This is a genomic window from Pseudomonas putida (assembly GCF_002025705.1).
Classification (GTDB): Bacteria; Pseudomonadota; Gammaproteobacteria; order Pseudomonadales; family Pseudomonadaceae; genus Aquipseudomonas; species Aquipseudomonas putida_J.
The window spans coordinates 2,702,106-2,722,028 of sequence record NZ_CP018846.1 but is presented as its reverse complement, the minus strand read 5'-3'; the positions used below and the strand labels follow the sequence as shown (position 1 = coordinate 2,722,028).

Here is a 19,923-nt window from a genome sequence, read left to right as displayed (position 1 = left end):
CAGCCTATGCCAGTATCGACATTCAAAAGCCTGAGCACCGTTACCGCCCTCGGCCTGCTGCTGGGCGCCTGTTCCGCTTTCGAGCCCAAGCCCTACACCGAGGACGAGATGCGCCAGCGGGTGATTGACGACCAGGCGCGCATGTACATGGAACAGGAGCCGGTCAACGGGCCGATCACGTTCTACGAAGCATCGGCGCGCGCCCTGAAATACAACCTCGACTACCGCCTTAAACTGCTCGAAAGCGCACTGGCCTCGGACCTGCGCGATGTTTCCAGCCACGAGATGCTGCCACGCCTGGTCGCCTCCGCGGGTTATGCCGGGCGCAACAACGATTCCGGCGGCACCTCCATCGGCATCGAAGATCGCCAGATCAGCTTGCGCCCGTCGACGTCCGAAGAGCGTTACCGCACGTTGTACAGCCTCGGGCTGTCCTGGAGCCTGCTGGACTTCGGGGTCGCCTACTTCCGCACGCAGCAGAAGAACGACCAGATGCTGATGGCCGAGGAGCGCCGCGAGAAGGTTGCACAGAACGTGCTGCAGGACGTGCGCAATGCTTATTGGCGCGCACTGGGCGCCCAACGCCTGCTACCCGAGGTGGACGGCTTGCTGATGCGCACCCACCGCGCCTTGACTGCCGCCCGCGAAGCCGAAGGTAAAGGCCTGCTGCCGCGCCAGGACATCCTCGCCTACCAGCGCGCCTTGCTCGATTCGGTCTACATGCTCACCGTGCGCCGCCAGGACCTGGAATTCGCCCGCGCCGAGCTGGCCGCGCTGATGTCGCTGCCGCCGAACACCCGCATGGTGCTGGCCGACACCCGCGAACAGCCGTTGCCGCTGCTCGATGGCAACCTGGAGAAGCTCGAGCGGCTATCACTGGAGCACCGGCCGGAGATCATGGAAGAGTGGTACCGCAAGCGCGTGAGCATGAACGACCTGAAGATCGCCAAGGCCCAACTTTGGCCCAACGTGAGTTTCAACTATGGGTACGAGTACGACTCCAACAAGTACCTGTACAACAACGACTGGAACCAGACCGGCATCAATGTCTCGATGAACCTGTTGCGCCTGCTGCAGTACCCTGACATCACTGCGGCGGAAAAAAGCCAGGAAAAGACCGACGACATGCGCCGCACGGCGTTGTCCATGGCCATTCTGACCCAGGTGCGGGTCGGCGTGCTGCGTTACCAGCTGGCACGTCAGGAGGTGGACTTCGCCGACGAAAGCCTGCGCGTCGACCAGAGCCTGCTCAACTACGCGCAATCGTCGCGCAGCGCGGCCTTGGGTAGTGATCTGGAACTGATCCGTGCCGAAGGCCGTCTGCTGTTGTCGCGCTATCAGCGCGAGGCGGCCTACTCCGATGCTCAGGCTGCCTGGGGGCGGTTGTACAACTCGGTCGGCTTCCAGGTCATGCCCAAGGAAATCGCCCAGCATGACGTGAAGACGCTGGCGCGGGAAATCCAGCGTACCGTGGAGCAACAGACCCAGGACAACCTTCTGGCAGCTGAGCACTAGCTCTCGGCTGATGTTCGGTCATCCGGCCCGGCACCTGGGCTACGTGCCGGAGCCGAATACCATTTATCCCGTGGCACCCATTTTTCGCTGGCCGGGTCATGTTGATAGTGCGGCGACATGATCTGGACACCGTAGGCGTTGAAACCGTCCTGGATGTTTGCGTGCAGCATACTCAGCAACTCTGCCCGGGGCTTGGGCTGCTCCGGCGTTGCCTTGGCGACCAAGCGGTACTCCGGATAGAAGTCGGACAACCCGGTCTGGAACACCTGGGGCCTTGGCGTGCGCAGGATGCCCTCGGTACGCTCTGCCGCCTCCACCAGGATCGCCTCTACCTGGCGCCAAGGGGTGTCATAGCCGATCGTCACCACCGTGTCGACGATATAGCCAGCGCCCTGCCCGACCCGCGAGTAGTTTTTGGTCACTGACCCGGTGATCATCGAGTTCGGCAGCGTCAATACTTCGCCAAGCCCCGTGCGGATGGTGGTGTTGAACATACCCACCTCGGTTACCGTGCCCTCATGCTCGCCTATTCGCACATACTCACCCGCCTTGAGCGTGTGCGAATAGGTCAGGATGAGCCCGGCGGCCGCCTGCCCCACCACACTGGACGCGCCTAGGGAAATCATCAGGCCGAGCAACACCGACAGCCCCTTGAAAGCGTCTGTACCTGCGCCCGGCAGGTACGGGTAGGCCATGACCAGCGCGAACAGCCAGATGGCCAGCGAAGTCAGGCGCGTGGTCGGCTGCAGGGTTTCTGCCGTCAGCCATTTCAGCGTGCCGGGCCGCGCCAGGCGCTCGAGCAAGCGGCGGCTGAACCCGCTGACGCCCCGGGCGATGAAAAAGATCATCACGGCCACCGCAATGCCCGGGATGGCATTGACCACGCCATCCATCAGCAACCTGAGCATGTCGTACAGATAGACGTTGAGGCTCTCCCCCCATGGTCGGGTATAGGGGAAGCGCGACAGCACATAGCTCAGCCATTCGTAGCTGAGCAGCAGGACCACCACCCAGTACATCAGGCGTAACAGGCGATCGATGAAGTAATACACATACTGCATGTCGAACAGCGACAGTTGCCCGACCTTGATCTCCCGCGCCCGGCTGCGCATCAAGGCTGGCAGCAAGGCCCGCAGCTTGAGACGGGCGTAATTCGCGCCCTTGATCAACACCAGGTAGATCAGCGTGGCCAGCAACGACAGGCCGGCAGCGCTCAGCAGAAAGCGCAGGCTGCGCGCCTGGCGGGTCTCATCGATCACCCGTTGCAGGTTCGCCACTGCGTGCTCGGCCGCCACGCGGGTATCGCCGCCGTCCACGCCCAGGTCCTGCGGCGCAACGATAAAGGCACGGCGGCCGTCCAGGATGATCAGCTGGCTATTGACGATCGGATCGATGCGTACCTGCAGCTCATCGGTACCCTGCAGTGCCTCGTTGATCACCGCGGCTGCCCGTTGAACCCTGCCCGCCGGGGTTTCGCCGAGCAAGGTCGCCTGCAGTGTGATGATCGTGCGGTTGGCCACCCGCAGGTCGGCCGGCACGTCGGGGACACCATCGGTGGCGCTGCCCAGCGGTTCGCTGGCGATCGCCACCCATGCGAACAGGATCCCTGCCAGCAAAAGCCATTTGCGTGCACGTCGGGGTGCCATGATCCGATCAACTCCTTTGCAAGAAATCACTGCCCGCCCGCGAAGAACCAGCGGAAATACGGGTTTGCGCCGTCTGCCTGCATCAGTTGCCGGGCCTCCCGCGCCCAGGCCTGGCGGTTACCCTGGTAAGCCAGCAGGCTTACGCCATAAAACGTGTGCAACAGGCCCCAGCGCGCCTCGACGGCCGCCCGCAGGCTGTCCTCGCCGCCTCGCAATGGCGGTGGCGTGCGCAGTGCCAGCAACGTCGGCAGCACCCGGGTGATCTCCCTCTCGCGCACCCATGGCGCATATTCGATGCGCGGGCGGTCGTCGGTCACCGCCGGGGCATCCCCGGCAAAGCGCACAAGCCCTTCGCGATCGGTGAGCCAGGTGGCCAGCAGCGTCTCCACCGAATCCACGCCGACTTCGGCCAGCGTCGCGGCAACCGTGGGTTGGGCGAAGCGCTGGCGAATGCGTGCAACGTCGAGCACCTGTGGCTCAAGCGAGCCAATCAGTAGCGTTTCATGGAACTCGGTGGTCCACAGGCTGGCGTGCGGGAAGACATCAAGGAAGCTGCGCACCAGCGAACGCGTGTCCTCTTCGTTCTGGGTCGGCAACGGCAGCCACTGGGCGACGATGCCCGCAGGTTCCAGGCGCGACGCCGCCAGTGCGTAGAAGTCCCGTGAGTACAGGTTCACCACCCCGCTGGCCGAAGGTGGTGGCGGCTCCAGGGTGACCAGGTCGTAGCGCTCGCTGCTGCGCAGCAGCTCGCGACGGCCATCGCGCAGGCGGATCTCCAGGCGCGGATCGCTCACCGCCGCATAATTACCGTTGAACAACGGCGCCGCTGCCAGGACCTCGGGCAGCAACTCTGCCACCACCGGGCGCTGTAGGCCCGGGTAGCGCAGCATGGCGCCAGCAGTGATGCCGGTACCGAAGCCGATCACCAGGGCTGAACGCGGCTCGCGGTTATGGATCAGCAACGGCAGCAACGCCTGCAAGCGCATGTAGCGCAACGATGGCATGGCGTCGCCGGTATTCGACACGCCCTGGATGTACAGGCGGTTGAACGCGCCGCCCCGGCGTTGCTGGCTGACCACTGCCACGGTGCCGCCGCGCCCCTCCTCATAAAAGGTGATGCGGCCGCTGCGCGCACCGGGCAGCAATTCGGCCAGTTTTTGCGGCGGTGTCAGTACCCCCACCACCAGGGTGGTCAGGGCGACGCCAACAATCGCCATGCGCAGGCCCTTGTGCAGCGCCCGCCCTTGCCACATCGCCAGGCACCCGACGACGGCGGCCAGCACCGCCAGCACGCTCAAGCTGCGTACCAGCCCCAACCCCGGTACCAGCACGAAGCCCACCAGCATCACCCCGACAATACCGCCCAGGGTGTTCAATGCCACTACGGTACCGACATCGCGGCCTACCCGGCCGCGGTCGACGGCCAGCCGCAATACCAGCGGGAACGCCGCACCGAGCAGCGTCGTCGGCAGCAACACCACGCACAGCGCAGCGCCGGCGAAACGTGCCGACATCCCGGCCAGCGGGTTGCCTGTCAGTTGCAGGACCAGCGCTTCGATCTCGGTCTGGGCGACGATCAACCAACGCCCGAGCCCAGCCACCAGCGCCAGTGCGAGCAAGCCCGCCAGGGCGATCAGCAAACCGAACAGGCCCCACGGGTCCTTGATGTGATCGGCACGGCGCGCATAGATCGCGCTGCCCAGCATCAGGCCGAGCAGGTAGGTGGCCAGCACCACGGAAAAGGCAAAGGCGCGGGTGCTCATGAACTGCACGATGGACTGAGTCCAGACCACTTCGTAGCCAAGCGCCACGCCGCCCGCCACGCAGTACAGGGCAATGGCCAGGCGCGCTGCGCCCGTTCTGGGGAGCGGGTCTTGCTGTACCGAAAGCGGTACTTGTTGATCGCGGCGACGATAGAGCCAGGCGCCGCCGGCGGCCAGCAGGTTGAGCCCGGCCGCGATCAGCGCGCTGCCGGTGACACCCAGGCCTGGCAGCAGCACGAACGCCGTCAGCAACGTACCGGCAATGGCGCCAGCGGTATTGGCCGCATACAGGCGCCCACCCGCCTCCGCCATCTGCCCCTGGCCGGGCGTCAGCGCCCTCATCAGTACCGGCAACGTGCCCCCCATGAAGAACGCCGGAACACCAACCAGCAAGAACGGCAGCACCCAGGCCAGCAGGCCAATGCTGGCTTCCAGCCGGGCGAACAGCCCTGCGCTGTTGGCCAATGCCAGGGTAGCCAGCATGCCCAGCACGGCCACCGCCAGCTCCAGGCTGGCATACAGCCTGACCGGGCGCGCGAGCCTGTCGGCCCAGCGCCCGAAGGCCAGGCCCCCCAGGGCCAGGCCAATGAAGAATGCACTGATCCCGGTGGTGATGGCGTACACCTCCACCCCCACTACCAGGGACAGCTGCTTGACCCACAGTACCTGATACACCAGCGCCGCCGTGCCAGAGAACAACAGCAGGCTGGCGGGCACAAGCATCTGCAAGGGATGGCTGCGCGTTGCCGGGTCGGCGTTGGCAGCGTGAGAACGGGGTGGGCTGACAGCTACACGCATCTATCGACCTTATCGGGTGTCGGCCCGAGTGGCAGAACAAGGAAGCGCCCGTCAGTGACGGGCGCCCGTCACCTCATTGCTTCTTCATTTTCTCTTCGATCTTCTTGTCCACATCAGCGCGAATCTGGTCGATGCTGAAGCTCGCCGGGCGCTGGCTAGGTGGGTAGTCGACAAAGGTCTGCAGGAACTTCGCGGCCTTCTGGGTCGCCTGCATCAGCAAGTAGTCGTTTTTGGTCAGCCAGTCGTAATACTGGTCGGACACTACGTCGGCTCGCTCGTAAGGGTCCATGCGCAAATTGAACAGCTTAGGCACGCGCAGGCAAACGAACGGTTCGCTCCAGACCGCGAAGCCACCCGGAGCGCGCTGTTCGCAGTACACGATCTTCCAGTCCCCCATGCGCATGCCTACCAGTTCGCCGTCATCGTTGAAGTAGTAGAACTCGCTACGTGCGCTCTTGTCGGTCTTGCCGGTGAGCATGTCGAGCTGGTTGTAGCCGTCCAGGTGCACCTTGAAGTTCTTGCCGCCAACATCGGCGCCCTTGAGCAGACGGTCCTTGACATCGGTATCGCCCACCGCGGCCAGCAAGGTCGGGAACCAGTCAAGGCCCGACATCATCTGGGTGTTGACCGTGTCAGGCTTGATCTTGCCTGGCCAGCGGACCATGGCCGGCACCCGGAAGGCGCCTTCCCAGTTGGAGTTTTTCTCGTTGCGGAACGGTGTGGTCGCTGCATCCGGCCAAGACCACTGGTTTGGCCCGTTGTCGGTGGTGTAGACCACGATGGTGTTGTCAGTGACCTTCAGGTCATCCAACGTCTTGAGCAGCTTGCCCACATCTCCGTCATGTTCGAGCATGCCGTCGGCGTACTCGTTGCCGACCATGCCGCTCTGCCCTTTCATGGCATCACGTACATGGGTGAAGGCGTGCATGCGGGTGGTGTTCATCCAGACGAAGAACGGTTTGTCGGCCTTGACCTGCTTGTCGATGAAGTTGATCGCCGCCTGGGTGGTTTCGTCGTCGATGGTTTCCATGCGCTTGCTGTTCAGCGCACCGGTGTCTTCGATCTTGCCGTCGGCGCTGGACTTGATAACGCCACGGGGTGAAGCCGCCTTGACGAAGTCGGCGTCATCCTTGGGCCAGTAGGGGCGTTCGGGCTCTTCTTCGGCGTTCAGGTGGTACAGATTACCGAAGAACTCGTCGAAACCATGGTTGGTCGGCAGGTACTCGTCCCTGTCACCCAGGTGGTTCTTGCCGAACTGGCCGGTGGCATAGCCCTGCGCCTTGAGGACCTGGGCGATGGTGACATCGCGGGCTTGCAGCCCCACCGGTACCCCTGGCATGCCGACCTTGGACAGGCCGGTACGCAGTGTCGCCTGCCCGGTAATGAAGGTGGAACGGCCCGCGGTGCAGCTGTTCTCCGCGTAATAATCGGTGAACATCATGCCTTCCTTGGCGATGCGGTCGATGTTCGGCGTCTGGTAACCCACAACGCCCTTGCCATAGGCACTGATGTTGGTCTGACCGATGTCATCACCGAAGATCACCAGGATGTTCGGCTTGTCTGCGGCATAGGCAATACTGACACTCAGCGCCGTACTGGCGGCAAGCGTCATGGTGGCTATCCACCTTCTACTGCTTCGGTTCATGAGGTCACTTCTCCGTTTCACGTTACTGGCATATGCCACGACTACGTACACGTGAGTGCCGACTACCTAGCTGGTCCCTGTGTGCCTGCGGTCCTTGGTTACTTTTACTTGCTCTGTTCAAAGGGGTAGATGCGCCGCCAATCGCGGGCCATGTCGACCACCGTCCAGCCCTGCTCGTTGGCCGTGGTCAGCGCCTTGTCCAGGCGCCCGACCTTGCTGTCACGGTCATAGGCCCACTCGCGCGTGGCATCGGTGTGGTGCACCAGCCCGGCGAAGCGCAGGCCCGGCCCGGCCTTGGTCCACTGCAACATCTGCAGGTCGCCGTCGGAGTTGCCGAAGGCGAGCAGTGGCCGGCGGCCGATGATCGAATCGATGCTGACCGGTTTGCCCGGCCCATCGTCGTTGTGCACCAGCCTGGGCTGGCGAAGGATCGAGAGTTGGCCGTCGGCGTCGACGAACCGCGCATCGAGGGTGGTGCCGATCACCTGCTCGGGCGGGATGCCGTAGACTTCTTCGGCAAAGGCGCGCATGAACGCGACTTCACCGCCTGAAACGATGTAGGTCTTGAAGCCATTTGCACGTAGATAGGCCAGCAGTTCAAGCATGGGCTGGAAGACCATCTCGGTGTAGGGCTTGCCAGTCTCAGGGTGTTTCGCACTGGCCAGCCAGTGCCGGCTGCGGGCGATGAACTGTTCGGTGCTGACGCCGGCGTGGGTGGCCGCGACGATTTTCAGCAAACCATCCATGCCGCTGTCGGCCAGGGCCTTGCGGTCATCTTCGAGTACCGCCTTGAACGGCTGCTCGGTCTTCCATTGCGGGTGCTCCGGAGCCAGCCGGCGCACTTCATCGAGGGAAAACAGCACCTCGAAATACAACGGTTGCTCGCTCCACAGGGTGCCGTCGTTGTCGAACACCGCAATGCGCTCCGGCACCGGCACATAGTGCTTGCCACCCACTTCGGTCACGGCATCGACGAAGCTGACGATGGCCTGCCGCGAAGGCCCCTCGTTCCAGGAAGGCAGCGTTTCTGTAGCCTGGGCGATCAGCGGAGCCAGCAACAAAAGGCTCAATAACCAATGCAGGCGAGGCAGCGTATGCATGGCAGGTCCTTGTCATTGCCCTGGTGGGAATCAGGGATTAAGCGGTTTCAAAGCCTGGTGATGATGGGTGGCGTTATCGTGCTTGATGCACTTTCGAACACGGCGCAGGTCTTTCAGCAGGCCGTCGGCCGCATATGCACTGCCCGATGCCTCGCTATAGCGAACCTCGAGCAAGTCTAGGCAACGAACCTCAGAGTTGTCGGGGAAAAGTTCAAAAAAACTTCGCAGCGTGCGTTGCCCGCTGCTGCGGCGTACCCACAGGTACAACGCATCCAGGCGTGGCGGGCGCTCATGCAGCTGCCTGACCAGGCCAGCCCAGGCATAACCCGGCGAGCCCAGCCAGCGCTGTCGGCGGTTTTCACGCCAGCGGCGCAGTACGCCACGGGCAGGTTCGAACCAGCGTCGGCACAGCCATATCAATAGCGTGCCTGCGAACAAGGCAACGGCGATCAGCAGCCAGTGCCCACCGACCTTGATGCGTGCCTGCTGACCCAGGGCGCGCAGGTCGTCATCTATCGAGAACGGCGCGCGGTACTGTGCGGCGACGGCATCGAATGACACTGCATCGACCGAGACAGCATGGGCCTGGCCGGCATAATCCCACCACTGCAGTTCAATCGCGGGCAGTGTCAGTGCGCCAGCCCGTTCGACCACGTAGGTCACGCTGTCCTCCCGGGCACCGCCGACCGTCCCCCCTCGGCCATCGCCCAGCGCCTTGACCTGCGGAGGCTGCACGTAGCGCTTCAGCCCGGCGACCTCCACGAATGCCGGTGCGGGCATCAGCATGGCCTGGGCGCCTTCGGCCTGCAGGCTCAGTTTGCGGGTGATGCTGTCGCCAACCCGCAGTGGGTCATGCGACAACTCTGTGGACTGGCTCAGGTGCACGTTGCTCGCTACCAGGTGCGGCCGGTCGCCGGCAGCGGCCAAGGCCTTTGCGCTGAAGCCCAGCGGCTCGCTGGTGAGGGTGACCGGCACATTGCCCGGCCCCGGCTGTACTTGATAGCGCAGCGCCGGGATGCTGAATGACCCGGCCACCTGCGGGGTGATCTGCCAGGTGTAACGCAGCCCGAAAAACGCCTTGCCGTCAATTGTCTGGTTCAGGTGCTGGGCCTCGCCGTTTGGCGGTGTGACCACAGCACCCGGCAGCTCCAGCTGCGGCAGCACTGGCGCGGCGGTGAACCAGCTGTCCACCAGCAAGTCCACCTCCAGGTTCACGGTCGCGCCGACCAGGGCCCCGTCTGGCGGTACCAGGCGGCTTTGTATGCGCACCTGCGGGTCTGCCCAGGCAAACCAGGGCAGGCACAGCAGTATCAGGCAGGCCAGGCGGCTCATGGTGCTGCTCCGGAAGGTTGGCGTGCGGCATCCTGCAAGGCGAATTTGCGCTTGAGGAACTGCGCAGGGGAAGTCGTCAGGTTGTTCAGCCAGGCCTGGTCGGAAGCGGCCTGAGCGGTGACTTGCTGGCGTTGTTGGGCGCCCTTGCTGGAGGTCTGGTCCTCGACCACCTTGTCGGCTTTCTCGTCAGGTGTGCCGGCCTTCTGCTGATCGTCGTAGTCTTTTGCCAGGGCTTGCGCCAGCGCCAGGTTGGCGCTGGCCTGAGGAAAGTCCGGCTGGCGCTGCAAGGCCTGCTGGTAAGCCGAAATCGCTTCGGCGAACTTGAACAGGCGCACGTAGATGTTGCCCAGGTAGAAATAGGCCGGCGCCGTATCCAGCTGGGCAAAATCGGCCAGCGCGGCCTGGTAGTCGGCGGCCTGGTAGGCCGCCACGGCACGCCAGTAAGGGTCATGAAAGTGCGCCGCCGCTTCAGGGTAGTGGCCGTGCTCGAAGGCCCATCGCCCTTGCTGGTCGGCGGTCAGGAACGCATCGGCCAAGGCCCCGGCGCGTGCCGGTTGCGGTGCCCCGGCCATGAGCATCAGCAGCACCACCAGCCAATGCACTTGCCAGCCGCGGCGCACGCAGCACAGTGCAATCAGTGCCAGCGGCCAGCACAGCCAGTAACCGGCGTCCTTCCAGTGCACCTCCCTGCCCTCATCCTGCACGGCCTGGAAATGCCGCTGGGCATGCAGCTCGATCCAGTCCAGGTCGTCATCGTTCAGGGTCAGGCTGCCCAGTGGTGCGTCGGCTGCACTGGCCAACCCTTTCAAACCTTCAGTGTCGAAGTTCGCCAGCAACGGCCGACCATCGCTGCCCACCCGCGGGTGGCCCAGGCGGTCATGCAGCACCCCGGTGGCCTGGCTGCCAACGGCCAGCACCAGTACCTGCAGGTCGCTGCCCTTCAGGCGTTCGCTGATTGCATCGAACTGCGTGGCATCGGCGCCGTCGGTGATCAGCACCAGCGTCCCCGGGACCTTTTCGGCGGCCAGCAGCGTTTGGGCCAGGTCGATCACGCCAGCAACGTCCTTGCCTGGCCGGGCCATCAGCGAGGTGTCCAGCGCCTGCATGAAGCTGTCCAGCAGGCCCGGGTCTTGCGTGGCCGGCAGTACCAGGTGAGCGCTGCCCGCGTAGGCGATCAATGCGGTGCGCGCCCCGGCGCGGCGCGTGAGCAGATCGTGCATCTTGTGTTTGGCCGCCGTGAGCCGCGACGGTGGCACATCGTCGGCATCCATCGAAGGCGAAAGGTCGAAGGCCAGGATCAACGGCGCCCGGTTGTCGAGAAAGTCCGGGCGGTCTTCGGTCCAGGTCGGCCCGGCCGCTGCCAGCGCACCAAGGCCGAGCAGCAGCGCCAGCAGGTGCACCGGGCGCACGGTCTCGCGTTGCTCAGGGGTGATCACCAGCGCGGCGATCAGGTGCGGGGCAATGACCCCGTCCAGCTGGCGTTTCAGGTCATGCCGGCGCGTCCACAGCCATGGCAGCAGCAACGCTGGCACGATCAGCAACAGCCAGTAAGGGCGCAGAAAGTGGAACGCGCTGAAATCCAGTTCCATCTCACCCTCCCTGGGCCAGCGATCGGCTGCCAAGCCCTGCGGCCAGCCCGTGGCTGACCGTGAGCAATATCAGTGCCGCGCCCAACGGCCACCAGAACAGGTCACGCTTGGGCTGGTGGCGCAGGGTCTTGACCTGGTGCGGGGTGATGCTGTCGAGTGTGGCGTACACCTGCTGCAAGGCGTCGCGGTCGTCGGCGCGGAAGAACCGCCCGCCCGTTTGCCGGGCGATGTCCTGCAGCAGCGCCAGGTCGACCTTGGCCTCGCCACTGGCCTGGGGGTCGCCGATGCCGATGGTGTGCACCACGATGCCCTGGGCTTTGGCCAGGCGCGCCGCATGCGCCGGGGTGATGGCGCTGCCAGTGTCGTTGCCGTCGGTAAGCAGGATCAGCACCTTGTCCTGTTCGTGGGCCTGGGCGAACAGCTTGATACTCAGCCCGATCGCGTCGCCCAGCGCAGTGTTGGGGCCGGCCATGCCGATACCCACCTCGTCCAGCAGTACCTGCAGGCTGGCATGGTCGAGGGTCAGCGGGGCCTGTGGGTAGGCCCCCGTGCCGAAAACGATCAGGCCGATGCGGTCATCCTTGCGCCGTGCGATGAAGTCCCGCACCACGTCCCTGACCACGCTCAGGCGGTCGCTGCGGGTGCCATCGGCTGCCGTGTAGTCGCGGGTTTCCATGGATTGCGAGATGTCGATGGCGAGCATCATGTCGCGCACCGGCTGGGTGTGTTCGATGGCCTGCTCGACCCAGACCGGCCGGGCGCAGGCCGTAGTGAGCAGGGCCCAGACGACCAGGTTGAGCACGCTTTGCCAGCGTCGGCCGCCGCTATCGGTGCGCGGTGTAAGCCCCGCCGCCCGGCTCATGGCCGCAAAGAACGGCACGCGCACGGCGCTGCGTGCTTCGCGGTAGGCCGCGAGGTAGTGCCAGGCCACCCACGCCAGCGGCAGCGCGGCCAGCACCCAGGGGTAGTCAAACTGCCACATGATGGGTCTCGATCCATTGCCGGCTCAGGGCGAGCAAGGTGCTGATCTGCGGCTGCGGGATTGCCAGCACGTCATTGGCCGGGGCATAGCTCAGGGTATGCAGGCGGGCTGCGAAATCCGCGGGTAATGGCGCCTTCGCGCGCGCCACCAGAAAGGCCTGCCACTGCGCGCCTGCCAGCGTGGCCACGGGAGGTGCATCGGGCATCGACAACCCGACCCGCTTGAGCAATACCGGCAATTCCCGCAGGGCCTGCAAACGCCGCTGCGGGTCGGCCGCCCCCTGCGCCAGCTGGTCGAAACACGCCAAGGCTTCATGCCGGTAGCGCTCCCGCCGCCAGCGTCGGCGGCTGCGCAGCACCCATGCCACACTGGCCAGCACCAGCACGGCCAGCAGCAGCCACCAACCCCAGGTCTGCGGCACATAGCTGAACGGCGGCACCGGCAGCGGCAGTTCCTGCAACTGAGCGATATCCGGCACCGCCGGCGCGTTCATCGGCTGCCTCCGGGCAGCCGCCCCAATTCACGGCGCAGCTGCAACAGCGGCTCTTCGGCGGTACTGATCATCAGCAACGGAATCTGGCTGCGGCGCAGCAGGTCCGCCACTTCCTGCAGGCGCCCGCTGAGGTACGCTCCCAGAGGGCGGCTGACCTGGCGGCGGTCGATCTGCATCTCCACCTGCAATTCGCCCTGGGTCACGGTGATCCGGCCTTGTTCAGGCAAATGCAGTGCGAGGGGGTCGTAGACCTGCATGGCGATCACGTCGTTGTGCGCGCTGAGCTGGCGCAGCAGCTGCAAGGTTTGCGTCGACACCCCGGCAAAATCGCTGATGATGCACACCAGCGCATCATGCCCGGCCAGGGCGACGCATTGGCGCAATGCGGTGTCCAGTTGCTGTTCGTTCTCGGTGTCGGGGCCGGTGGCGGACAAGGCCTGGTTGCTGGCAATGATTGCCGCGCACAGCGCTTCCACCCGGGCGCGGCTGCGCAAGGGCCGTACCTGGCGTACCTGGTGGTCATCGAATACCAGCCCGCCCACACGGTCACCCGCGCGCAATGCCATCCACGCCGACAACGCCGCCAGTTCCGCCGCCACCACCGACTTGAAGCTGCGCTGCGAGCCGAAGAACATGCTCATGCGCTGGTCCACCAGCAGCCAAGTCGGGCGGTCACGCTCCTCGGTGAAGGTACGCACGAACGGTTTGCCGAAACGCAGCGAGGCGCGCCAGTCGAGGTGGCGCAGGTCATCACCCGGCTGGTAGCGGCGCAGTTCATCGAAACTCAGCCCGCGCCCGCGCAGGCGCGAGGCATGGCCGCCGGCAAGGATGCTGGAAAGCGGCTGGCGGGCTACAAAACTGAGCGCGCCGATGCGCTGCTCCAACGCCATCAGCTGCGCGAGCGAGGCGTAGACAAAACCGTCGGCGGCCGGCCCCATGGCTCAGGCCGGGATCGCCACGCGATCGAGCAGGCGGTCGATCACCTGGTCGGGCGTGACGGCTTCAGCGACCGCGTCATAGCTGAGCTGCAAGCGGTGGCGAAGCACCGGATGGACAACTGCACGCACATCGTCCGGGGTGACGAAGGCGTTGCCGGCCAGCCAGGCATGGGCGCGTGCCACCCGGTCCAGGCTGATGCCACCGCGCGGGCTGGCACCGATGCGAATCCAGCGTGACAGGTCGGCATCGTAGTCGGCCGGGTGCCGGGTGGCGTTGACCAGGTCGACCAGGTAGCGGTCGATAGCCTCGGCCACGTGCACTTGCGCGACTTCGGCGCGCGCGGCGAACACCACCTCCTGCGCCAGCCGCTCAGGGGCCTGCACGCCAGTGCGGCCTTGCGCTTCTTCATTGCGTACCAGGCGCAGCACCAGCGCCTCATCCTCGACCTTGGGGTAATCCAGCTGCAATTTCATCAGGAAGCGGTCCATCTGCGCCTCGGGCAGCGGATAGGTGCCTTCCTGCTCGATCGGGTTCTGCGTCGCCATCACCATGAACAGCGCCGGCATCGCGTAGCTCTGCCCGGCCACGGTGATCTGCCGTTCTTCCATGGCTTCGAGCAGCGCCGCCTGAACCTTGGCCGGGGCACGGTTGATCTCGTCGGCCAGGATCACGTTGCCGAACAAGGGCCCGGGCTGGAACTTGATCTGGTTACCTTCGTTGGTAGGCTGCAGGATCTCGCCGCCGGTGATGTCCGAGGGCAGCAGGTCCGGGGTGAACTGGATACGCCGCATCTGCGCGTCCAGGTGCGTGGCCAGGGCCTTGACCGTGCGCGTCTTGGCCAGCCCCGGCAGGCTTTCGAGCAGGACGTGGCCGTTGGCCAACAGGCCCAGCAGCACATGCCGGATGGTCTCTGCCTGGCCCAGGACCTGCTCGGCGACACGTGCCTCCAGCGCTGCAATCTCCTCGCGTATGCTCACGCTCTCGCTCCCTGGCCGCGTAGGTATGGGCTAAATCTAGCAGCGCTGGTTGGCTTCGCCAGCTCACGGCTTTTGCCAGTACGGCTCGATCGCCTGCAGCCGCGGGTCGTCGGGCGCCGCCTGGCGCAAGCGCTTGACGTAGCCATAGGCGTCGGCGCGCTCGCCAGCCAGGGCATGCAGGTAGATCAGCGAATACAGCAGGTCCGCGTCGTCCGGGGACTGCTCCAGGCCGCTGCGCAGTGCGGCAATGGCCTCGTCGCGGCGCTCCAGGCGCGACAGCAACAGCCCCTGGTTGTAGCGGATCCGCGAATTGCCCGGCAGCGCCACGGCCGCACGCTCCATCCATTGCAGCGCCTCGTCCTGCTGGCCGCGCTCGGCCAGCAGCAAGGCCAGCATATAGGCCAGGTTGCCGTGGTCGCTGGCGGGCATCTTGTCGAGCGCCACGCCCTCGCGCAGCACCTGTTCGGCCTCATCGAACTGTTGCGCGGCACTGGCCAGGGTCACCAGGTTGACGCGCGCCGGCACAAAGTACGGGTCGAGCCGCAATGCCTGGCGGTACTCGCCCATGGCCTCGGCATCGCGGCCCTGGCGGCTGAGCAGCACCGCCAGGTTGAGGCGCCCACCCGGCAGGTCGGCGTTGCCGCGCAGGCGGCGCTCGTAATCGGCAAGCAGCGTCCCGAACGAATCACGAACCTGTTCTGGTATCTGTGCGATGGGCACTCCGGCCAGCACACGCAACGCTTCGTCGCGTACCGCCAGGGTTGGGTCCTTGAGCAGCGGCAACAACGGTTGCAGGCGTTGTTCGGGCGGCACGCTGGCAAACCCGGCCACCGCGTAGGCGCGTACCAGCGGGCTGTTGTCCTTCAACGCCCAGCCCAGGCTGATCACCGACTGCGTGCCCAGCTCGGCCATTTGCTGCGCCGCCGTGGCGCGCACGATTGCCGGCTTGCCCTTGTCGGCGAGGACCGCGTTCAATTCGCTCAGGGCAATGCCGTGGCCACTGCGCACCGCTTGGAAGTTCTCGCCGTAATGCACCGGGCGCTTGCGCGCACCGAACCAGCCGTCAATGGCCGCCGCCGCCCATTGCGGCTGGCGGTCCTGGTGACAGGTGGTACAGGCGTCGGGGCTGGCGGTCTTGGCCGCGAGGTCTGGGCGCGGGATACGCAAGCTGTGATCACGCCGTGGGTCGACCACCATGTAGGTCTTGGTCGGCATGTGGCAACTCACGCACTGTGCCCCCGGCGAGCCGGCCGGATGGTGATGGTGCGCTTCACTGTCGTAGTCCTTGGCTTGCAGGCTGGGAAAACGCGCCAGCGGAGGCTGGCTGTTGTGGCATTGCAGGCACAGGCCATTGCCCTCGACCTTGACCTTGGCGGTATGTGGGTTGTGGCAGTCGGTGCAACCGACGCCGGCAGCGTACATCTTGCTCTGGGTGAACGAGCCGTACTCGTACACCTCGCCGTCAATCTGGCCATCGGCATGGTACAGGCCGCTGCGCAAGGTTGCCGGCAGGCTCTGGTCCAGCTGCGCGTGCCCCGGCAGCATGCCGACGCCGAGGGTCTGCCGCCGGCTGTGGCAGTACGCGCACTGCTCGACCAGGCCCTGGCTGCCCAACGCCTTGTAGTCCACCGCCAGGCCGTTGGCCTCGCCGGCTTTGCCTGCCTTGGCCCAGTCGACGTGCGCCTTGCCCGGGCCATGGCAGCTTTGGCAACCGACGTTCTGCTCCTGCCAGGTCGAGGCGAAGCTGTCGTCGCGGTCGTTGTAGTTTTTCATCAGGCGGGTCGAATGGCAGTCGGCGCACATGCCGTTCCAGTTCTGGTAGCGGCCGGTCCAGTGCAGTGGGTCGTCAGGGGCGAAACGCTGCCCGGGGTACAGCGAGAACCAGCGTTGCCCGCCCTGTGTCTTGGGTCGGCTGTCCCAGGCGATGGTCAGCGCCTGCAGGCGCCCGCGTGGCAGGTCGACGAGGTACTGCTGCAGCGGATAATGGCCGAACGTCCGGCGCACCTGGAAGTTGGCCGGTTTGCCGTCCTCGCCCTCCACGGTGACGAAAAAGCCCTGCCCCTTGCGAAAGAACCGGGCCGTCACCCCGGCCTCATCGAAGCGTGCGTCATTGAAGTTGCCCAGCACGTTGGCCGCCGTGGCATCGCGCATGGCCCAGCCATGGTCGGAGTCTTTCCATTGCCTGGCCTGCTCGGCATGGCAGCCAAGGCAGGTCTGTGTCGCTACATAGCCCTCTGCAGGTTGCGCCTGGGCAGGCGGGCTGGCCGCCGCCGCGTTCCCCAGCCAGGCCAGCAGCACTGCGCCCAGCAGCCCACGGACAACGCCATTGATCGCCTTCCCCATTCCATGCTCCACGGCCAGTTCCATGGGCCCTGTACCGGACCCTTGCGCAACTGAGGCTAGCAAATAAATCGGGACAGGCTGCCAACATGAGCTATCACTGATGGACAGCCTGCGCACGGAGCCGCCATGACCGCCCATCCCCGCTCACGCCTGCTATTGACGTTGTCGATCGGTTTTTGCGCCCAGTCGGCCGTGGCCGATAACGCCCGTGACTGGCAAAACACACCGATCGACCTGAACATGGTGTTCGGCTATTACAACCTGATCGACACCAACACCCCGATCGACACCTCGCTACCGCTCGATGGCCTGTCGCTCAATGCCGACCTGTACATCCTGCGCTACGCACGCTCGTTCGGCCTGGACGGGCGCAACTCGGCGATCCAGATCCTGCAGCCGTATGCCGATGTCGCGGCCTCGTTCGACAATGGGCGGTTCTTCAGCGGCACCAAGCACAATGGCGGCATGGGCGATATCCAGGTCGTCTTCGCGCACAATTTCTTTGGTGGGCCGGCGCTGACCGCCGCAGAATTTGCCAACTGGAAGCCGGAGACGTTCTTCAGCGGCGCCCTGTGGCTGACTGCACCCACTGGTGACTATGACAAGGACCGGGTCATCAATATCGGCTCCAATCGCTGGGTGGTGAAACCGGAGCTTGCGTTCGGCACGCCCTTCGGGCCGACCTGGCTGGAAATCAACGGCTATGTCTCGCTGTACGGCGACAACGATGATTACCACGGCAACAGCAAGCTGGAACAGAAGCCGCTTTACGCGATCGAGGGCCACTACAGCTATACGGTCAACCGAGCGTTATGGGTTGCACTGGACAGCACCTACAGCACCGGCGGGGAAACCCGCATCGACGGGGTTGGCCAGGACAACAAACAGGAGAACGTACTCCTGGGGGCCAGCCTGGGCTTCATGCTGACCCCGCAGTTTGGCGGGCTGGTGGCCTACTCCGACACCGTATCGGAACGTACCGGGTCGCCGGATGTGAATACCTGGACCTTGCGGCTGCAATACGTCTGGTAGGCAGCGCTCTGCCCCGCAACTTTTTCACCAAATCTTCACCGAGCCCGCACTTTTCCCCACCTAGGATTCGCCGACCGTTTGCTTGCCCGCAGAGTCAGCCATGAATCCGAAGCGTCACGACCAACGCGCCTTGCTGTTACTGCTGGCCGCCACCGCCTTGTTGTTGATGCTGGGGCTGGGCAGTCGCGAACTGTGGGGCGCAGAAACCCGTTGGGCCAACATCTGCCTGCAGATGCTGCAAAGCGGCGACTATTTCGACCCGTACCTCAAGGGCGGTGCCTACTACGACAAGCCGTTGCTGTCGTACTGGCTGATCACGGCCAGCGCCTGGCTGACCGGTGGCCTGGGGCCCTGGTCGCTGCGCCTGTCCTCGGTCGTAGCAGCGTGGCTGAGCGTCTGGCTGACCTACCTGCTCGGCGAGCGCCTGTTCCGCAAAGGTACCGGCCTGGTCGCCGGCTGGATGCTGGCCACGACCTTCTACTTCGTGTTCTGGGCACGGGTCGCCACGGCCGACATCCTGACGGTATGTGGGGTGCTGGCAGCAGTCTGGTGGTATTGGCGCGGGCCGGACGATACCCGATTCTGGCGCTACGTCGGGTTCTTCGGGCTGTTGGCGTTGACCTCGCTGTTCAAGGGCCTGATCGGCTTCATCCTGCCGGGGCTGGTGTTGCTGCCGCACCTGCTGAGCGAAGGCCGCTGGCGTCGCCACCTCAATCTGCGTTTATTGGCTGCACTGCTGCTGGCCGGGGCACTGTATATGCTGCCGTTCGTGCTTTCGCACCTGTACGGCGCGCCAAACTACGACGAAAGCGGCCTCGGGCTGGTGCTGCGGGAAAACGTGGTGCGGTTTTTCCAGCCGTTCGACAACCTCGGGCCGATCTACACCTACCTGGTGTACCTACCGGTCTACACCCTGCCCTGGGCGCCTTGCTGGATCATTGCCTTGTGGGTTGCCCTGCGTCACTGGCGGCACATCGAGCCAGATACCCGCTGGCTTATCCAGGGGCTTGGCCTGCTGATGCTGTTCTTCACCGCCAGCGGCAGCAGGCGCAGCTACTATGTGCTGCCGCTGGTGCCGTTCGCGCAACTGCTGGGTGCCTGGTGGGTCACCCAGCGAATGGCCGCACGCAAAGCCTCCGGGCGCAAGCTCCAGGCGGGCTTCGCGGTGACCACCGTATTACTGCTGGCGGTGCTGGGCATTCTCGTGCCCTGGAGCAATGGCGGCGGTGGCGTGATCCGCTTCGGCGAAGCGGTGCGCGAACAGGCCGGCCGGCAAGCGCCGCTGGCGCAGTGGCAGCTGGTCATGGTCGAGGTGGACAACAAGGTGCCGATGTACCTGCAGACGGGCGGCGCGCCCTTCTACTATGTAGCGCAAACTCAGGATTACCCACGCAGTGGCGACACCGCCAGCTTGATGGCCTGGCTGGAACGCACCAGCGGCCAGCACTGGGACCCGCAGCGTACGATCATCGTTGCGCACTACCGCCACGGCGAGGCCCCGCCTTTTGCCTACCTGGATAGCGATCATCAGGTCATCACCACCCAGCCCAGCCATGGCGAGCAGTGGCTGCATGCCCGTGATGATCAAAGCGTGGCCTATATTCCCAAAACTTAGGCCAGCCCCTGATTTTTTGAAACGCTGCAAGTAGCGACGACTATTCGGTCAACTACAAGCACAGTTTTACATTCACCCGAATGAATGTTTTTGAGTTTCAATTTTATTGCCCGCCAAACACTAAGGCAGAAAGCTGAACCTTAGCTGTCTATGT

Annotated in this window: 14 protein-coding genes; 3 read left to right on the top strand and 11 right to left on the bottom strand. The window is 64.7% G+C overall.

Going from position 1 to position 19,923, the window contains the following annotated elements:
• Nucleotides 1-6 precede the first annotated feature (6 nt).
• The gene (locus BUQ73_RS12245; RefSeq protein WP_079228161.1) at nt 7-1,515 is read left to right on the top strand and encodes a TolC family protein; all 1,509 of its coding nucleotides are present in this window, start codon (nt 7-9) and stop codon (nt 1,513-1,515) included.
• On the opposite strand, the gene BUQ73_RS12240 is transcribed toward BUQ73_RS12245, so the two are convergent.
• From BUQ73_RS12240 to BUQ73_RS12190, 11 genes are all read right to left on the bottom strand, one after another.
• On the bottom strand, nt 1,512-3,161 hold the full coding sequence (locus BUQ73_RS12240) for a mechanosensitive ion channel family protein (protein WP_079228160.1): 1,650 nt from the start codon (nt 3,159-3,161) through the stop codon (nt 1,512-1,514). The genes BUQ73_RS12245 and BUQ73_RS12240 overlap by 4 nt on opposite strands.
• A gap of 26 nt (nt 3,162-3,187) precedes the next feature.
• Entirely contained in the window at nt 3,188-5,647 is a 2,460-nt protein-coding gene (locus BUQ73_RS12235; protein WP_152031625.1) for a fused MFS/spermidine synthase, read from the bottom strand.
• A gap of 148 nt (nt 5,648-5,795) precedes the next feature.
• Entirely contained in the window at nt 5,796-7,334 is a 1,539-nt protein-coding gene (locus BUQ73_RS12230) for an arylsulfatase (RefSeq protein ID WP_416171811.1), read from the bottom strand.
• 137 nt (nt 7,335-7,471) lie between these two features.
• On the bottom strand, nt 7,472-8,467 hold the full coding sequence (locus BUQ73_RS12225) for an HAD family hydrolase (RefSeq protein WP_079228157.1): 996 nt from the start codon (nt 8,465-8,467) through the stop codon (nt 7,472-7,474).
• 30 nt (nt 8,468-8,497) lie between these two features.
• Complete coding sequence (locus BUQ73_RS12220) at nt 8,498-9,799, bottom strand: BatD family protein (protein WP_079228156.1); 1,302 nt, start codon at nt 9,797-9,799, stop codon at nt 8,498-8,500.
• On the bottom strand, nt 9,796-11,388 hold the full coding sequence (locus BUQ73_RS12215) for a VWA domain-containing protein (RefSeq protein WP_079228155.1): 1,593 nt from the start codon (nt 11,386-11,388) through the stop codon (nt 9,796-9,798). Before BUQ73_RS12215 ends, BUQ73_RS12220 begins: the two co-directional genes overlap by 4 nt.
• Nucleotide 11,389: 1 nt before the next feature.
• A complete protein-coding gene (locus BUQ73_RS12210) occupies nt 11,390-12,370 on the bottom strand; it encodes a vWA domain-containing protein (RefSeq protein ID WP_079228154.1) in 981 nt (326 codons plus the stop codon).
• Nucleotides 12,357-12,863 carry a DUF4381 domain-containing protein gene (locus BUQ73_RS12205; RefSeq protein ID WP_079228153.1) on the bottom strand — a complete coding sequence of 169 codons (507 nt, stop codon included), beginning with the start codon at nt 12,861-12,863 and terminating at the stop codon, nt 12,357-12,359. The genes BUQ73_RS12210 and BUQ73_RS12205 overlap by 14 nt, the downstream gene beginning before the upstream one ends.
• Nucleotides 12,860-13,801, bottom strand: coding sequence for a DUF58 domain-containing protein (locus BUQ73_RS12200; RefSeq protein WP_079228152.1), 942 nt, complete (start codon nt 13,799-13,801; stop codon nt 12,860-12,862). Before BUQ73_RS12200 ends, BUQ73_RS12205 begins: the two co-directional genes overlap by 4 nt.
• 3 nt (nt 13,802-13,804) lie before the next feature.
• Complete coding sequence (locus BUQ73_RS12195; protein WP_079228151.1) at nt 13,805-14,779, bottom strand: AAA family ATPase; 975 nt, start codon at nt 14,777-14,779, stop codon at nt 13,805-13,807.
• Between the two features lie 63 nt (nt 14,780-14,842).
• Complete coding sequence (locus BUQ73_RS12190) at nt 14,843-17,146, bottom strand: tetratricopeptide repeat protein (RefSeq protein WP_152031545.1); 2,304 nt, start codon at nt 17,144-17,146, stop codon at nt 14,843-14,845.
• 102 nt (nt 17,147-17,248) lie between these two features.
• Between BUQ73_RS12190 and BUQ73_RS12185 the strand changes: the two genes are divergently transcribed.
• Nucleotides 17,249-18,154 carry a transporter gene (locus BUQ73_RS12185; protein ID WP_237772772.1) on the top strand — a complete coding sequence of 302 codons (906 nt, stop codon included), beginning with the start codon at nt 17,249-17,251 and terminating at the stop codon, nt 18,152-18,154.
• Between the two features lie 100 nt (nt 18,155-18,254).
• Entirely contained in the window at nt 18,255-19,769 is a 1,515-nt protein-coding gene (locus BUQ73_RS12180) for an ArnT family glycosyltransferase (protein WP_079228149.1), read from the top strand.
• The last annotated feature ends 154 nt before the right edge of the window (nt 19,770-19,923 follow it).

What these genes read in the sequence shown, in the direction of transcription:
- BUQ73_RS12245 (WP_079228161.1), top strand. Translation starts at nt 7, where the DNA reads ATGCCAGTATCGACATTCAAAAGCCTGAGCACCGTTACCGCCCTCGGC.
- BUQ73_RS12240 (WP_079228160.1), bottom strand. Translation starts at nt 3,161, where the DNA reads ATGGCACCCCGACGTGCACGCAAATGGCTTTTGCTGGCAGGGATCCTG.
- BUQ73_RS12235 (WP_152031625.1), bottom strand. Translation starts at nt 5,647, where the DNA reads ATGCTTGTGCCCGCCAGCCTGCTGTTGTTCTCTGGCACGGCGGCGCTG.
- BUQ73_RS12230 (WP_416171811.1), bottom strand. Translation starts at nt 7,334, where the DNA reads ATGACGCTTGCCGCCAGTACGGCGCTGAGTGTCAGTATTGCCTATGCC.
- BUQ73_RS12225 (WP_079228157.1), bottom strand. Translation starts at nt 8,467, where the DNA reads ATGCATACGCTGCCTCGCCTGCATTGGTTATTGAGCCTTTTGTTGCTG.
- BUQ73_RS12220 (WP_079228156.1), bottom strand. Translation starts at nt 9,799, where the DNA reads ATGAGCCGCCTGGCCTGCCTGATACTGCTGTGCCTGCCCTGGTTTGCC.
- BUQ73_RS12215 (WP_079228155.1), bottom strand. Translation starts at nt 11,388, where the DNA reads ATGGAACTGGATTTCAGCGCGTTCCACTTTCTGCGCCCTTACTGGCTG.
- BUQ73_RS12210 (WP_079228154.1), bottom strand. Translation starts at nt 12,370, where the DNA reads ATGTGGCAGTTTGACTACCCCTGGGTGCTGGCCGCGCTGCCGCTGGCG.
- BUQ73_RS12205 (WP_079228153.1), bottom strand. Translation starts at nt 12,863, where the DNA reads ATGAACGCGCCGGCGGTGCCGGATATCGCTCAGTTGCAGGAACTGCCG.
- BUQ73_RS12200 (WP_079228152.1), bottom strand. Translation starts at nt 13,801, where the DNA reads ATGGGGCCGGCCGCCGACGGTTTTGTCTACGCCTCGCTCGCGCAGCTG.
- BUQ73_RS12190 (WP_152031545.1), bottom strand. Translation starts at nt 17,146, where the DNA reads ATGGAACTGGCCGTGGAGCATGGAATGGGGAAGGCGATCAATGGCGTT.
- BUQ73_RS12185 (WP_237772772.1), top strand. Translation starts at nt 17,249, where the DNA reads ATGACCGCCCATCCCCGCTCACGCCTGCTATTGACGTTGTCGATCGGT.
- BUQ73_RS12180 (WP_079228149.1), top strand. Translation starts at nt 18,255, where the DNA reads ATGAATCCGAAGCGTCACGACCAACGCGCCTTGCTGTTACTGCTGGCC.